The following is a 14,823-nucleotide window of genomic DNA, read 5'->3' on the forward strand; positions in this document are numbered from 1 at the left end:
CTTCGGTCCCCCCTGCCAAGCGGACGAGGCCCGGCGTGAGCCGGGCCTCGACACCATCCCTAATGCGATCTGCACAACCCGGCAAGGCTATCCTACGGCGAGGCTTTACGACAGGTGCCCCTGACATTGGCTGGGAAAGTGGAGTTGCACATGCGTGACAAGACGCAGTTGACAGGGCTCGAAACAGAAACTGTCAATTCCGCCAAAACCCGCAAGCCGCTTTATGCCGCGCGTCAAAAGATCTTTCCGAAGCGCGCCTCGGGCAACTTTCGTCGCTTCAAATGGCTGGTGATGACGATCACACTTGGCATCTATTACCTGGCTGCGTGGCTGCCTTGGGCTCGCGGTCCATTTGCCCCGGACCAGGCAGTCCTGCTCGATCTCGCGAACCGGCGCTTCTACTTCTTCTTCATCGAGATATGGCCCCAGGAATTCTTCTATGTGGCCGGCCTCCTGGTCATGGCGGGCGTCGGTCTTTTCCTGATCACCTCGACTGTCGGCCGTGCCTGGTGCGGCTATGCATGCCCTCAGACGGTGTGGGTCGATCTGTTCCTCGTCGTCGAACGTGCGATAGAGGGCGACCGTAACGCTCGCATGAAACTCGATGCAGGCCCCTGGACCGCCCGCAAGCTGATGCTGCGCTTATCGAAGCACGCCGTCTGGCTGGTCATCGGTGCGGCGACCGGCGGCGCCTGGATTTTCTATTTTGCCGATGCGCCGACGCTGGTTGGCGAACTCTTCACCGGCACCGCGCCACCCGTCGCCTACATCACTGTCGCCGTGCTGACGGCTACCACCTACACGTTCGGCGGTCTGATGCGCGAGCAGGTCTGCACCTACATGTGCCCATGGCCGCGCATCCAGGCAGCGATGCTCGACGAAAGTTCTCTCACCGTCACCTACAATGACTGGCGCGGCGAACCGCGTTCTCGCCACGCCAAGAAGGTCCTTGCCGCAGGGCTGCCGGTCGGTGACTGCGTCGACTGCAATGCCTGCGTCGCGGTCTGCCCGATGGGGATCGACATCCGCGATGGCCAGCAGATGGAATGCATCACCTGCGCGCTGTGCATAGACGCCTGCGACGGGGTCATGGACAAGCTCGGCAAGGAGCGCGGGCTGATCTCCTATGCGACACTGTCCGACTACAACGCCAACATGATGCTGGCGACCGCGGGCGGCTCCAGTTCAGTCAACCCGTCGCAGGTCAGGACCGCTGATGGCCTGTTCTCCGACAAGGTGGCGCATTTCCATATCCGCAAGATCTTTCGGCCACGCACCTACGTCTACATGGGTATCTGGTCGCTGATCGGCCTGGGTCTGCTCTATTCGCTGCTGACGCGCGATCGGCTCGAAGTCAACGTGCTGCATGATCGCAATCCGCAATTTGTCACGCTGTCCGACGGCTCGATCCGCAACGGCTACACCGTCAAGCTGCTCAACATGATCCCCGAGCCAAGGACGATCGTTGTCGCGATTCAAGGCTTGCAGGGCGCCGAGATGAGCGTGGTCGGCGACGACATCCCGGAAGGCCGTTCTTTTGCCATTCCGGTCGAACCCGACCGCCTGAAAATGCTGAAGGTCTTCGTGCGCCAGCCGGCGGATCAAATCCAGGGCACAGCGCAGACCTTCAAGTTCCGTGTCGAGGACAAGGCGAGCTTCGAGGCGGACGAATACACCGCCACCTTCAACGCGCCGGAGACTGCCAGATGACCGCTAACGCTGAAAAACCCCGCGTATTCACCGGCAGGCACATGCTGGCCATCATCCTAGCCTTTTTCGGGGTGGTCATCGCGGTCAATCTGACGATGGCAACGCTCGCCAACACGAGCTGGACCGGCCTTGTCGTCGAAAACACCTATGTGGCGAGCCAGCAGTTCAACAAGAAGGCCGAGGAGGGGCGGGCGCAGGCAGCGCTCGGCTGGACCGGCAAGCTGACCATCGCATGGGGCGAGGTCCGCTATAGCCTTACCGACGCCGTCGGCAAGCCGATTGCCTTGCATGGCGTCAAGGTGCTGTTTCGCCATCCCGCCTACGAGAAAGAGGACAAGGCGGTCAACCTCGCCCTCGCCTCCGGCCAGGAATTCGCAGCCCAGCACATGCCGAAGGATGGCGTCTGGATCGTCGAAGTCGACGCTGACGCCGGTCTGGCCGAGCCCTACCGCGAAGTCCGCAGGATCATGATTTCCCATGGAGCGCTGAAATGAGTTGTTGTGCACCGGGCGCCGAAATGGCGCTTGATCTGGGCAGCACCACGTCGGTCCTGCCGTCTAGTCAAGAGATCAGGCTGGCGAGCCGATCGCTTGGAGATGATCTCCGCCAAACCGATCTTTCGGTGCCGAGCGTTCATTGCGCAGCTTGTATCCAGACGATCGAGACGGCGTTGGGAACGCTCGATCGCGTCGAGAGCGCCCGCGTCAACCTGTCGACGAAACGGGTCTCGGTCCGCTGGCGTGGCGACGAGGTTCCACCGTTCGTCGCCGCGCTTGGACGGCTCGGCTACCAGGCGCATCTCTTCGCCCCCGAGATTGATGAAAAGGACAGGACGCTTTCGGAGTTGATCCGCGCCGTCGCGGTTGCCGGGTTCGCGGCGGGCAATATCATGCTGCTTTCGGTCTCTGTCTGGTCCGGGGCCGAAGGGGCTACCCGCGACCTGTTTCACTGGGTCTCCGCATTGATCGCCATCCCAGCGCTCGCCTTCGCCGGCGGCATCTTCTTCCGCTCGGCCTGGAATGCACTGCGCCACGGCCGCATGAACATGGACGTGCCGATCGCGGTCGGAGTGTCGCTCGCTTACGCCATGAGCCTCTATGAGACGATCAACCATGGCGACCACGCCTATTTCGACGCGTCGGTTTCGCTGCTTTTTTTCCTTTTGATCGGCAGGACGCTGGATCACGTGATGCGCGAACGTGCCCGCACCGCGGTGAAAGGCCTGTCGCAGCTGGCCGCACGCGGCGCCATGGTGCTGCGCGGCGATGGCGCGCGCGACTATCTGCCGGTTGGCGAGATCGAACCGGGGATGCAGCTGCTGATCGCGGCCGGTGAAAGGATCCCCGTCGACGGCAAGATCATCCACGGAGCGTCTGATCTCGACTGCTCGCTGGCCTCAGGCGAAAGCGCGCCGAAAAACGTGGCGCCGGGCGAAGCCGTGCAGGCCGGCGTGCTCAATCTTACCGGCCCGCTGACGATCGAGGCGACCGCCGCCGCGAAGGATTCGTTCCTCGCCGAAATGGTTCGGCTGATGGAAGCCGCAGAGGGCGGTCGCGCGCACTATCGCCGCATCGCTGATCGCGTGTCGGCACTCTACGCGCCCGTGGTTCATCTCACCGCCTTCGTGACATTCCTGGGTTGGATGGCGGCGACGGGCGACTGGCACCGGGCGATGACGATCGCCATTGCCGTTCTGATCATCACCTGCCCGTGCGCGCTCGGCCTCGCCGTACCGATCGTTCAGGTGGTCGCCGCGCGGCGTCTGTTCGAGAACGGCATCATGGTCAAGGACGGTTCGGCCATGGAGCGCCTGGCGACGATTGATAACGCAGTGTTCGACAAGACCGGAACGCTCACGCTCGGACAACCCCGGCTCCTCAATGCATCGTCGATCGATCCGGCCATGCTGGCAATCGCGGCAGACATGGCCGCGCACTCGCGTCACCCGTTTTCAAAGGCCATAACCGGCTTTGCCGCTCCTGGCGGGCAACACAAATTCGATGCCGTCACAGAGCATCCGGGGTTCGGGATCGAAGCCACTGTCGCCGGAAGCATCTGGCGGCTGGGTCGACGCGGATGGGCTGGATGGAAGGCCCGGACCGGTGGTGAAGGCAACCATGGCTATGGCGGAACGGTGCTGACAAAAGACGGGTTCATTGTCGCGACCTTCGATTTCGAGGATGCGCTGCGCGCCGACGCGGCGGCGGCGATCAAGCGATTGAACGATACTGGGGTGTCGATGCAAATGCTGTCGGGCGATACCGCAGGTGCCTGCGGTGAAGTTGCAAGAATGCTGGGTGTCGAGGACTTCGTTCCGTGCCTGCTGCCGTCGGGCAAGGTCGAGCGCATCGAGACCCTGGCGAAAGACGGACACAAGGTTCTGATGGTTGGCGACGGCCTCAACGACACGCCGGCGCTGAGCGCGGCGCATGTCTCGATCGCTCCGGCCACCGCCGCCGACATTGGCCGCAATGCCGCCGACTTCGTATTCCTGCGCGAAAGCCTTCTGGCAGTGCCTCTCGCGCTGGACGTCTCGCGCAAGGCGGGACACCTGATCCGCCAGAACATCGCGATTGCGATCGTCTACAATGCCGTCGCCGTGCCGATCGCCATCCTGGGCCACGCCACGCCTTTGTTAGCGGCGATTGCCATGTCTGCCTCATCGGTGCTTGTTATTGGAAACGCATTGCGCTTGCACGGCTTCGGGGCGAATGCGACGCTGCAAGTTATTCAAAAAGTCGGACGCTCCGCAGTCAGCTATTCGGCATAATCCTCGTGACGACGTTGCTCTATCTCATACCAGTGGCCCTTTTTCTGGGTGCACTGGGTGTGTCCGGCTTCGTCTGGGCATTGCGAAGCGGTCAATACGAAGATCTCGACGGAGCCGCCGAGCGGATACTAATTGATCGGGACGACAAACCGGAACGCTGATTTCAATCCGCTGTGCATAAGATGCGCGGATCGCGCTCGTCAGTCGAGCCGGCTCGGTCGGGAACAAGCTGTCCATGCTCCATGCTCCATGCTCCATGCTCCATGCTCCATGACCATCTTGACCTAAGCTGCACACTACATTTGTGAAAAGCCTCTGTCGTGCGAAGGACTGCCTCCCATTGCACCCAGTATGAGGCGTGTGATGCCACGAGAGTACCTCGCGTGGCCGGACGAGAGCTTGGCAATGTGCGCACGGGTTCCAAAGTGGAACGTCACGGTCGATCACCTGACCGTGAACCGCCAGTGCCGATTGGTCATGTCTGGCTGATCCAGATCAGGGTCATACTCATCGGCGTGGTCTATTGACCAGTCTTCGACGGAGAAATGCATGACTTACGGAAAGATTGGTCGTCATTATCAGCACCTTCACGGTTCTGGGTTTTCTGTCGTGTGGTCGGCCATGCCTTGTGCTTACGGCGCAGCCATTAGCTGACCGGCGTCGTGTGTATCTCGCTTGCTGGCTGACCATCCGCGTGGCTTGCGCGGACAGGGGGCCGATCAACAGCTTTCGCCTTTGATGGGTTGTGTGCGTCGTTGCCGATCCATCCCGATTCCCGGCCCGCGCCTTGAGGCTATGCGACGGTACCGGAACCCAGCGCACGTCACGCGGTTCCGCGCGCGTGGTGTCCGCTCGTCACGACGATGAACGAACAAGCGGCTGGAGTACCATGAACACCGTACACATCATCGACTGCCACAATGCAAATGACTACTTCGCCGACAGGCAAGAGGGACCGATCGTGCAGCACTTGTTAAAGGCTGTCAACATCCGCGCGGAGCTCCAAATGGCGTTGAACCGAACGAAATTTGGTGAGGCTGTAGTACGAGCGATGGAGGCGGAGTGCGACGTGCTTCACATCGCCGGGCACGGCAATGGTGACGGGATCGCTTCGTCCAGTGGGCGAAGTGGCCTTCTTTGGGCTGACTTCGTAAAAATGTTCCAGGGCTCGCATCCAGCGCCGAAGATCCTCGTGATGTCAACGTGCTGCGGAGCATCATCGGGGTTGGGACGTGCGTTTTCGAAATCGATCAACCGTCCGAAGTTGATCATTGGTTCGAGTGACGCGCGCTATTTCGACGACTATGTCGCCGCGTGGGCTTTGCTCTATCGGCGACTGAATTGCAAGGACATCGACATCGAAGCCATGCAGCAGGTTCTTGATGAGATATGCGCGGTCGTGGATAAAAGTTTCCGCTACCTTGGCTGGGATGACGAGAGAGAGCGCTACGTTCGATACCCTCACCCTCGCAAGAGAGCCCGCTTCGACGTCGTGGAGCGTGAGTAGTATGCGCAAGGGTTCCAGGTGGAATGTGGCGATCGATGCGGCGCGGCCGTCGCTGACCAGCGTCGCGAGTGTCTCGCTTGCTGGCGGCGATCTGCGCGGCTGCGCGGCGAAAGGGCGGGATCGGTTAGCCGCATCCACCTCTGAGCGCTTTGAGTGCTTCGTTGCCGATCGATGCGAATCTCCCGGCCCAGCGCCTTTAGGCAATGCGGCGGGCACGGAGCTCATGTCACTCGGCTCAGTTCCACCGTTACACGAGGATAGGCGACCGGATGGCGGCACGCTGATGGGCTCTGACGATAATTTTGACATCGTTGTCGTTGGAGCCGGCCCGGTCGGCCTTTCGTTCGCTGCGTCGCTTGCCCAAAGCGAACTCAAGGTGGCAGTTGTTGAACAGAACACATTCGATAGTCTGGCGAATCCGGCTTTCGATGGTCGCGAAATCGCGCTGACCAACGCTTCGATCAGAACCCTTCGCGAGCTCGGCGCCTGGGATGTCATCCCGGCTTCGGACAAATCAGCACTTCAAGGCGCGCGCGTGCTCAACGGCTCGAGCGCATTCGCTCTTCGTTTCGATCCTCCCAGCAACTCTGGAGAACCGCTGGGGGTTTTGGTTCCAAATTGCCGGATCCGCGAGGCGCTGTTCAAAATCGTCCGCTTGCAGGATCGCGCCCGGCTGTTGTGCGGCCACTCGGTCGTCGATGCAACAAACAGCCAAGAAGGAGCAGTCGTAACGCTCTCTAATGGCGCGCGTTTAACTGCTCGGCTGGTTGTTGCCGCGGATTCGCGTTTGTCCGCCACGCGTGATCTGCTAGGCATCGGCGCCGATATCAACCGGCTTGGCCACTCGATGCTGATTTGCCGAGTGAGGCACGAGCGCGCCCACCACCAGATCGCCATCGAATGGTTCGATCACCATCAGACGATAGCGATATTGCCCCTCGCGGAGGGCATGTCGTCGCTGCTGCTCACATTGCGCTCAAACGAGGCCTATAGACTGCTTGCCTTCGATGATGATTTGTTCCTGTCGGAGTTGACGAAACGGTGTCGAGGGCGCCTTGGAAAAATGACCTTGGCAAGCAAGCGCCACACCTATCCGCTGGTCACGACCTGGGCGCACAAATTCCGGGCGCCGAGCGCCGCACTCATCGGCGACGCTGCCATCGGCATGCACCCGGTGACCGCTCACGGATTCAACATCGGTCTCAGCAGCCAGAAGCAACTCGCCCGTGGAATCATGACTGCGTGCCGCGACGGCCGCAATGTTGGCGACCCCGACATGCTGCATATATACGAAAGGCGGCTGCGCCTGTCGGCGGCGCCGCTCTACCATGCAACGAACATATTGGTTGGACTCTACTCCAGAGACCACCTGGCGGCACGGCTTGCAAGGCATCTGGGGCTTCGCTTTGCCCAACATGTTCCCCTTGTCCGGCATGGGATTTCGGCGGAGCTCCAGCGGTGATACTGCACCAGCAGTCGCATTTTTGCGCGTGCTGGGCGAGCGATGAGAGAGTGCATGATGCACCGGAGTAATCCTGCTCCCCGACGCTGATCTCCGATTGAAGAATTAACCCGTCCTTCAGGGGGGCTGCATAGGCTGCGGACAAGCAGGAGTAAGCAAGCTGACCCGTCCAGCCTTGGAAAAAGAAGATCCGCTGGAGGCGAGAATCCTTCAGGACCAGCTCGCTGATCTGAGGGCAGGCCTTTTCGTCTCAATGCCGATAAGCATTGTGCTGTCCGGGCTGATTTTGACCGTGCAGGCCCTTTCCGGGAACGGTCTTGCTGGCGCGGCCTGGTTTTCGGTCGTTAATGCGATAAATGCCGCCCGCCTTGCACTCGCCCGTCATCAGCTGAAGGAACCCGGAGTCCAGGATGATCTGACACGGGTTTGGCTGCGGCTTCGCTGGTTTGGCAGGCTTGCTCTTCTGGCGGGATTCACCTGGTCATTCCTTGCCGTCCTAACGGCTGGATACACGACGTCTCAAGCATCGCTGCATCTAATAATTCTGGCGGGCATTTCAGCTGGCGCGGTCACGTACGGCAGCTCATATGCTGCGGCAGCGATATGCTTCATCACACCGCCACTCCTCATTGCCGCCGCATGTTTGCTGACGAAGGGAGCCCCGGAAAACTACATTCTGGCTTTTGCCGTCCTGCTTTTCGAGGGCGGCCTGGTTCGATCCTCGTTCGTTGGACAAGCGCGCTTCCGTGACGCGAGCCGCCTGAGACATCAAGCCGAGCGGCTTGCCGCGGAAATGGAGCGCAATTCCAGGGAGGACCATCTTACCGCGCTCCTCAACAGGCGGGGCCTCGAACATGCAATCGATCAGTTTGAGAACACCGATGGACCCTTTGTGGCCATGCTGATTGATCTGGACGGGTTCAAATCTGTCAACGATACCTACGGTCACAGAACGGGTGACGAGCTGCTTGCCAGGATCGCCCGCCGAATAGAGGAAGAAGCACCGGAGGGCTCAACGCTCGCCCGCATCGGTGGGGATGAATTCGTGCTGGTTTTTTCTTCGCGAAAGAATTCTCCTTCTCCCACCAATCTCGCGTCCAATCTCATAGCCAAGCTTGCTCGCCCCTATCCTGGGATCGCATCAGTCCGCATTGGAGCGTCTATAGGAATCTACTTGGCTGAAAACCCCGGACTAACGGAAATGTTGTTGCGGGCCGACATCGCCCTTTACACAGCTAAGCGCCGCGGCAGGAATGAATTTTGTCTGTTCGATGCCGAGCTAGCCCGGGAGTTGCAACGCCGCCAGTCAATCGAACGCGATCTTCATTCGGCGATAACGATGAGAAGCTTGGTCGCTTGGTTTCAGCCAATCGTAAGACTCGAAACTGAAGCCGTCGTCAGTTTTGAAGCCTTGCTAAGATGGTCTCACCCGCTTCACGGTCCCATTTCTCCGCCCGAGATCATGACAGCGGCACGCGAAACTGGAATGCTTCAGCTGCTAACTCAAACGGTATTCGCCGACTGTTGCGCTCTTATCGAGGGCTTGGTCAAAGCTGACCGTCGTGATGTTCGTGTGGCGATGAATGTTTCACCGTGCGAGTTGGAAGCTGGCGATATTGACGAGATGATTCTTAATGGTCTGGCGGCAAAAGACCTCCCTGCAACGATGTTCGACATCGAGATTACCGAAGAAGCCCCAGTGGATCCGGACAGAGTGGATGAAAAGCTCGCCCGGCTTTCACATGCTGGCATTTCTATCGCGCTCGATGACTTCGGCACCGGTTTTTCGACGTTGGCATCGCTCAAGGACAGTCGGATCAGGAAGGTGAAAATAGATCAGGGCTTCGTTCGCGGCTTAGCCAAGTCCCGGGAGAATCGGCTGCTTGTCAAAGCGGTGATTGATCTTGGTAGGACGCTCGGGATCGAGGTCATGGCCGAGGGCGTTGAAACAGAGGCAGATCGGCAAACTCTGTACAAGCTTGGCTGCAGAACCGCGCAGGGCTTCCTGTTCTCTAAGGCAGTGCCTCTCCATTTGGCACTTGATTCGGTAGTAAAAGAGCACGCGAAGGAGTTGTGACCGGCCTCTCCGTCCGTGCTGCTCGCGGAACTTTCATGTGGGGTGGACCTGACGCGCGAAAGCCGTTTCGGACGGTAGAGTTATTACGGGGGCGAAACTGAGCACGTGGTTTGGATAGCAGCAATCCGGTCCACCGGCGCACATGCAGCGGCTTCATACAAGCGTTCAAGTTGCGAGATGAGCTTGAGTGAACGACGTCGGAGAATTGCGTCCTTTGGACGCTGGTTTCGCGGTTCCCGTAGGATTCGATTACGGGAAGCGTTCTTGGCTGCTTCTCGGCTCAGCGCTCATCGGGATGAACAACGTACCCGCGGTCAAGGTCTTCGCGACCTCAACCCAGTCACCATCCCGCAACAGCAGCGGTCGGGTCCTGATCAAGCGCTCAGCCTCAGCACAGGTGCTGGAGCAACGGTAGAGCGCGGAAAACGTGTATCGGAATGCGCTGGCTCACCATAGGAAGCTGCCACGGCATGTCGAATGTCCCCAGGGGGCGGACCGTTCCCTTGCATTTGTCTCGATGACGGGCTCTCAAAGCTAAAGCCAAGAGAGCTTTATAAAAATCGCACCCGATCGGCTGCGCAACGACGACCAGCTGAGGCCCGATCGGGTGCTAAGGTCGTGCCAAAAAAGGCGCGTCACTGTCGCATTTCTAGCCGGCTTGCGATCGGACGTCATCTCTTGGCGATCGCTGCCCCTTCTCTCAAATGCGCTTAGCGGCGCCGATGGCGAATAGCGCAAGCTTTTCCACCCGTTTCTACTCCACTACCGAGACTCGTCACCAACCTCCTTTTATTCGCTTCCATATGGCCCATCCTGTCTCCAATCGAGGAGGAGCGCGAACATGGGCCAAGCCGTAGAACGTCTCAGTCTCGGGAATTCTTCTGCTCGCCAAACTGCCGTTGTCGCCGGCACCATATTTGGCAGGGTGACAGTGCACGACAAGATATCAGGCGTTCTTGTCTGGGCTGAACTATGCTTGCAAGCCATAACCCAAAAATCGCCGATCCCTTTGAATTCGAGCCGGATGAATGGGTGTTTCAAAATTTTTGGCGGTTTTAGGCAGAACCCTCCGATGGCCCGCGTACCGGTCAAGCTTCGTGAGCACTTTAGGTTCGTCGATCAGGCATAGGTTTCTTTCCCATGCCACATGCTGGCCGTTTGCCTAGTTCGGAAGCCCTCGAGAGGCGTTGCTCGTCTTGGTATGGCGTCGCCCCTTTTTCCGATCCATCGGCCACGGAGCTAGAATGGTGTCTAGCTGTTGCCGCCTACTTGGTCATCCGGCATGGAGATGCCTATATACCGACCTTCGAAAGGCTGGAATACGAGGTCGAACAAATGCGGCGGAAGCTCGGAAATCGCGAGCGAGCGCAGCGCGTGCTGGCCACGCTCAACCTAAATGGCTCGGACAGCTGGAGCCGTGAGGTTGGTTCTCAAGGCCTGGATGGCGCCGCAATCACATTCGCCCGGGCGGGGTAAAAGCGATTTTTTGGAGCCACTCGCGCTTTTGCGCTAACGAAGGTCCCGCGCCGTATTTGGGCCGGATCCATTTGTGGCCCATCAGAGAAGCAATTACCTTCTCCGGCGCCTCAACTGCCGTCAGCCGGTCCTCGAAAGTGTGTCGCAGGCTATAAAGACTATGCTCGGAAGTCGGCAGAAGTTCCTTGCTGGCGAGCACCTTGTTGACGAGCGCTGAAAGTGACGCGGCCTTGTCGCGATAACGAGGAAAGCCGTCCGGATGGAGCTTGATGGCTGCAAGTGCGCCGCCAACCAAGGGAATGTCACGGGCTGAATGACCGGTCTTCAAGCGACGGCCATTGGGGCGCACCCGCACATGCGGGATTTCTCGATCGAGGTGGATTGTTTCGGTGGTGAGGTTTGCCGCTTCAGAAAGCCTGAGTCCGGTATCGGCAATCACATAGATTAGATGGCGGGCTTCGTCATTGAGTCCGTCGAGCGCGCCTTCAGCGAGTATCTTCTCCTGAATGAACTCCGCTGTGAACGCAGCGCGTTGCCCGGGGACGGCGCCGGAAAGACGCAGGTTTCGAAAAACCGGCTCCAGCTTGAGCTGGTGAGTCAGATCGACGACGCGCAGCATTTTCGAAACATGGCCGATGTCCTTGTTGGCCGTACCGATATCAAGTCCATCCTCAACGATCCGCTTTTGCCACCACTCGCGGAACGCGATTGCGTCGTCCCGAGTGAGGCTTGCGATCTCCTTGTCGCCAATGACTCCAACCAGATTGGCAACTGCGCGCTTTTTGGGGTTACGCCATTTCTTGATTTGGTTGGGCGACATGGTCAGCAAGTTCTGTTGCTCGATCGTCTCGAATTCCTTGATAAGACCGCTCAGGCGGACCGCTGGCCGCTTCTCCCCACCCATGACGGCCGAGACGTCCTGCGCGTCCTCGATCGATTTTTTGTCGAGGAGCAGCTTGATACGGGCCATGAGTTCGTCGAGCGGCCCCGCTGCTAGTTCCTCGTTAGTGCGATAGGCCAATCCAAATGACCGCGCGCGCTTCCTCGCGGCTTCGAAACGCAGCCCCGCCTCGGCGGATTGGCCTTCCCGCAGTCTACGCCAATACGCCTCCAGCCCCGCGCCGAGGCTTTGCACTGCATCTCGCGCCCGTACACCGCGGGGATCGTCAGCCACGGCGACGCCCGTGGAAATGCGTACTAGGCAGCGGCGATCAAACGCCGCGAATTCCTTCGGCACCCTGCGGACGAGATACCAGATGCCTTCACGTTTATGCGGCTTTGGCGCTGCGGAACGTCGCATTATCTTTCTCTAATGTTACACAGTTTGTTACACAGTCTAAGATATGTTTCGCTTCGTGCTGGTCAAGCGCAACAAGGAAGCTTTTGAAAGGAAAGGATTTTTATGGAAGCTAAATGGCGGAGAGGGAGGGATTCGAACCCCCGATGGGCTTGCACCCATGCCGCATTTCGAGTGCGGTGCATTCGACCACTCTGCCACCTCTCCGCGGTCATGGTCGGCCGTTGCCGGCGCGGCGCACTAGATAACGGCTGAACGGGCAGGTTACAAGGCCAATCCGTCAGTTATTTGGCTTGCCGGGCAAGCAGCGGATTCGCGACGGTTCAGCTGCGGCGAGGCCTGGGTAGATCGGTGACCAGTCATGCATCCTTGCCTCGACGACGGTGATGCTGTGCAGTCGTGCCGACACGCTCGATCCTTCGGCCGCCAACAACAGTCCCGACAACAGCTGTTTGCCTTGACTCGCACTCAACCTTCGGTTAGGGACAGCGCGCAATCGGCGTGGAGGGTTCTTCCGCGCCGCTTGTTTTTTGAACCCGCAGACTGACAAAAAGACGGCTGAACCGCCAGAGGCGGTTCATCAAGGCCGACCGAACAGCGAAAGGCAAAAAATGTTCGCAGTCATTAAAACGGGTGGCAAGCAGTATCGCGTTGCCGCCAACGATCTCCTGAAGATCGAAAAAGTCGAAGCCGCTGTCGGCGATATGGTCGAGATCGGCCATGTTCTGGCACATGGCGAAGGCGAGAATGTCACGTTCGGCGCGCCGTTCGTCGACGGCGCGGTGGTCACCGCCGAAGTCGTCGAGCAGGGCAAGAACCGCACCGTCATCGCCTTCAAGAAGCGCCGCCGGCAGAATTCGCGCCGCAAGATCGGCCATCGCCAGCTTTTGACCACCGTGCGGATCTCCGAGATCCTGCTGGGTGGCGCCAAGCCGACGAAGACGGCGGCGGTCAAGGCGCCGAAGAAGGTGAAGGCCGAGGCCGCCACCGAGGTGCAGGCGGAAGCCGCGCCGAAGAAGGAGCCCAAGGCCAAGGCAGCCGAGACAAAGGCAGCCGAGACCGCGGCAGCACCGCTGTTCAAGGCGCCGAAGGGCGAGCCGGACGATCTGACCGTGATCAAGGGCATCGGCCCGGTGGCAGCCAAGGATCTCAACGAGCAGGGCATCATCACCTTCGCGCAGCTCGCCAAGCTGACCGACAAGGATGTCGCCAAGATCGACGAGCACATGCCCTTCAGCGCCGACCAGATCAAGGACTGGCGCGAGCAGGCCAAGGAATTGGCTGCGAAGTAATTTTCTGGCGATTAGGTCGCCGGATCGGACTTGAAACGGAACGCGAACGCGTTCATAAGGCCTTTTAGGCGCCTTGCGGCGCAACGGAGTTAGTTAGATGGCACACAAGAAAGCTGGCGGCTCGTCGCGCAACGGTCGCGACTCGCATTCCAAGCGTCTGGGCGTGAAGAAGTTCGGCGGCGAAGCCGTCATCCCGGGCAACATCATCATTCGTCAACGCGGCACCACGTGGCATCCCGGCGTCAATGTCGGCATGGGCACGGACCATACGCTTTTTGCGCTCGAGACCGGCGCCGTGACGTTCAACAAAAAAGCCAACGGCCGAACCTACGTATCGGTCAACCCGATTGCCAAAGCCGCGGAGTAGCCGGTTCCGCACTAGAACACCGGCGCCCATCTCGGGAACCGGTGTCTGGCAAAGCCAGGAAAAGGATCAGGGGAGATGGGTTTCCATCTCCCCTTTTTCTTGTGCCTGGAGGACTTTCAAATGGTTGCCGAAGCGGAAGACTCAGAAGACGAAAGTTACGCGATAGACTGCCCGGTGCTGGTCACCGAGCGGCTGGTGATGCGGGCGCCTCACGAAGGCGATGTCGCGCAACTGGTCGAACTTGCCGACAACCGTCATGTCGCCGAAATGCTGGCACGCATGCCGCACCCCTATGGCGAGGCCGAGGCGCGCTCTTTCCTGGCCATGACCAAGTCGCGCCGGGCCGGCATTGCTTATGCCCTGACGCTGGCCGGCACCGACACGTTTGTCGGTTGCGCCGGCCTCAACACCACCGATCGCGGGCTGGAGCTCGGTTACTGGATCGGCGAGCCGTACTGGAAGAAGGGCTATGCGACCGAGGCGGCGCACGCGCTGGTCGATCTCGCCTTCCAGAGGACGTCGATCCAGGTTCTGCATGCCTCGACGCGGGTCATCAATCCGGCCTCGCGCCGCGTCATCCACAAATGCGGGTTCCAATATGCCGGCCAGGGCATGCTGAACTCGATCGTCGCCGGCCAGGTGCCGGTCGAGCGCTACCGGCTCGACAGGAAGACGTGGACGAGCCTGCGGAACTGGGTGCATTTTTGATGTGTGCCGATATTCAGGTGAGGCCGGCCTGCAAACGCTGATTTTCTGCGCTTCCAGTGCTCACGTACTTTTAAGTACGCTCCGCTCCGGTTCTCGAAAACCAGCGTTTTCGGCTCGGCCTGACCTGAATCTCGACACACCTCGGCGCTGAGCTTTG

At 59.7% G+C, this 14,823-nt stretch carries 11 protein-coding genes and 1 tRNA gene; 10 read left to right on the forward strand and 2 right to left on the reverse strand.

All coding sequences use genetic code 11. From position 1 onward, the window contains the following. Positions 1–150: 150 nt before the first annotated feature. The 7 genes from ccoG (at position 151) to EOA16_RS24240 (ending at position 9,526) form a co-directional block, all read left to right on the forward strand. Positions 151–1,710, forward strand: coding sequence for a cytochrome c oxidase accessory protein CcoG (ccoG, locus tag EOA16_RS24210; protein WP_063169222.1), 1,560 nt, complete (start codon positions 151–153; stop codon positions 1,708–1,710). Continuing rightward, positions 1,707–2,204: a FixH family protein gene (locus EOA16_RS24215; protein WP_063169221.1), complete on the forward strand. Its 498-nt coding sequence runs from the start codon at positions 1,707–1,709 to the stop codon at positions 2,202–2,204. Before ccoG ends, EOA16_RS24215 begins: the two co-directional genes overlap by 4 nt. Beyond that, positions 2,201–4,480, forward strand: a complete 2,280-nt coding sequence (locus EOA16_RS24220; RefSeq protein WP_063169220.1) for a cation-translocating P-type ATPase — start codon at positions 2,201–2,203, stop codon at positions 4,478–4,480. The genes EOA16_RS24215 and EOA16_RS24220 overlap by 4 nt, the downstream gene beginning before the upstream one ends. Positions 4,481–4,485: 5 nt before the next feature. Further along, positions 4,486–4,641 (forward strand): cbb3-type cytochrome oxidase assembly protein CcoS, encoded by a 156-nt coding sequence (gene ccoS / locus EOA16_RS24225; RefSeq protein WP_081714250.1) that lies wholly within the window; start codon positions 4,486–4,488, stop codon positions 4,639–4,641. Positions 4,642–5,369: 728 nt separating this feature from the next. Further along, the gene (locus EOA16_RS24230; protein ID WP_063169219.1) at positions 5,370–5,987 is read left to right on the forward strand and encodes a hypothetical protein; all 618 of its coding nucleotides are present in this window, start codon (positions 5,370–5,372) and stop codon (positions 5,985–5,987) included. A gap of 280 nt (positions 5,988–6,267) precedes the next feature. Beyond that, positions 6,268–7,449 carry a 5-demethoxyubiquinol-8 5-hydroxylase UbiM gene (ubiM, locus tag EOA16_RS24235; protein WP_024502870.1) on the forward strand — a complete coding sequence of 394 codons (1,182 nt, stop codon included), beginning with the start codon at positions 6,268–6,270 and terminating at the stop codon, positions 7,447–7,449. Between the two features lie 175 nt (positions 7,450–7,624). Beyond that, complete coding sequence (locus EOA16_RS24240) at positions 7,625–9,526, forward strand: EAL domain-containing protein (protein WP_082826564.1); 1,902 nt, start codon at positions 7,625–7,627, stop codon at positions 9,524–9,526. 1,453 nt (positions 9,527–10,979) lie between these two features. Here EOA16_RS24240 and EOA16_RS24245 read toward each other — a convergent pair. Beyond that, entirely contained in the window at positions 10,980–12,302 is a 1,323-nt protein-coding gene (locus tag EOA16_RS24245; RefSeq protein ID WP_063169217.1) for an integrase, read from the reverse strand. A gap of 114 nt (positions 12,303–12,416) precedes the next feature. Then, positions 12,417–12,506: transfer RNA gene (locus tag EOA16_RS24250), tRNA-Ser, on the reverse strand. Between the two features lie 404 nt (positions 12,507–12,910). Between EOA16_RS24250 and EOA16_RS24255 the strand changes: the two genes are divergently transcribed. The 3 genes from EOA16_RS24255 (at position 12,911) to EOA16_RS24265 (ending at position 14,666) form a co-directional block, all read left to right on the forward strand. Further along, positions 12,911–13,591 carry a 50S ribosomal protein L21 gene (locus EOA16_RS24255; RefSeq protein WP_127260461.1) on the forward strand — a complete coding sequence of 227 codons (681 nt, stop codon included), beginning with the start codon at positions 12,911–12,913 and terminating at the stop codon, positions 13,589–13,591. 97 nt (positions 13,592–13,688) lie between these two features. Then, positions 13,689–13,958 carry a 50S ribosomal protein L27 gene (gene rpmA, locus EOA16_RS24260; protein WP_013529063.1) on the forward strand — a complete coding sequence of 90 codons (270 nt, stop codon included), beginning with the start codon at positions 13,689–13,691 and terminating at the stop codon, positions 13,956–13,958. Positions 13,959–14,078: 120 nt separating this feature from the next. Continuing rightward, entirely contained in the window at positions 14,079–14,666 is a 588-nt protein-coding gene (locus EOA16_RS24265) for a GNAT family protein (RefSeq protein WP_164754369.1), read from the forward strand. Positions 14,667–14,823: the final 157 nt, after the last annotated feature.

Source organism: Mesorhizobium sp. M7A.F.Ca.US.008.03.1.1 (genome assembly GCF_003997495.1).
Lineage (GTDB): Bacteria > Pseudomonadota > Alphaproteobacteria > Rhizobiales > Rhizobiaceae > Mesorhizobium.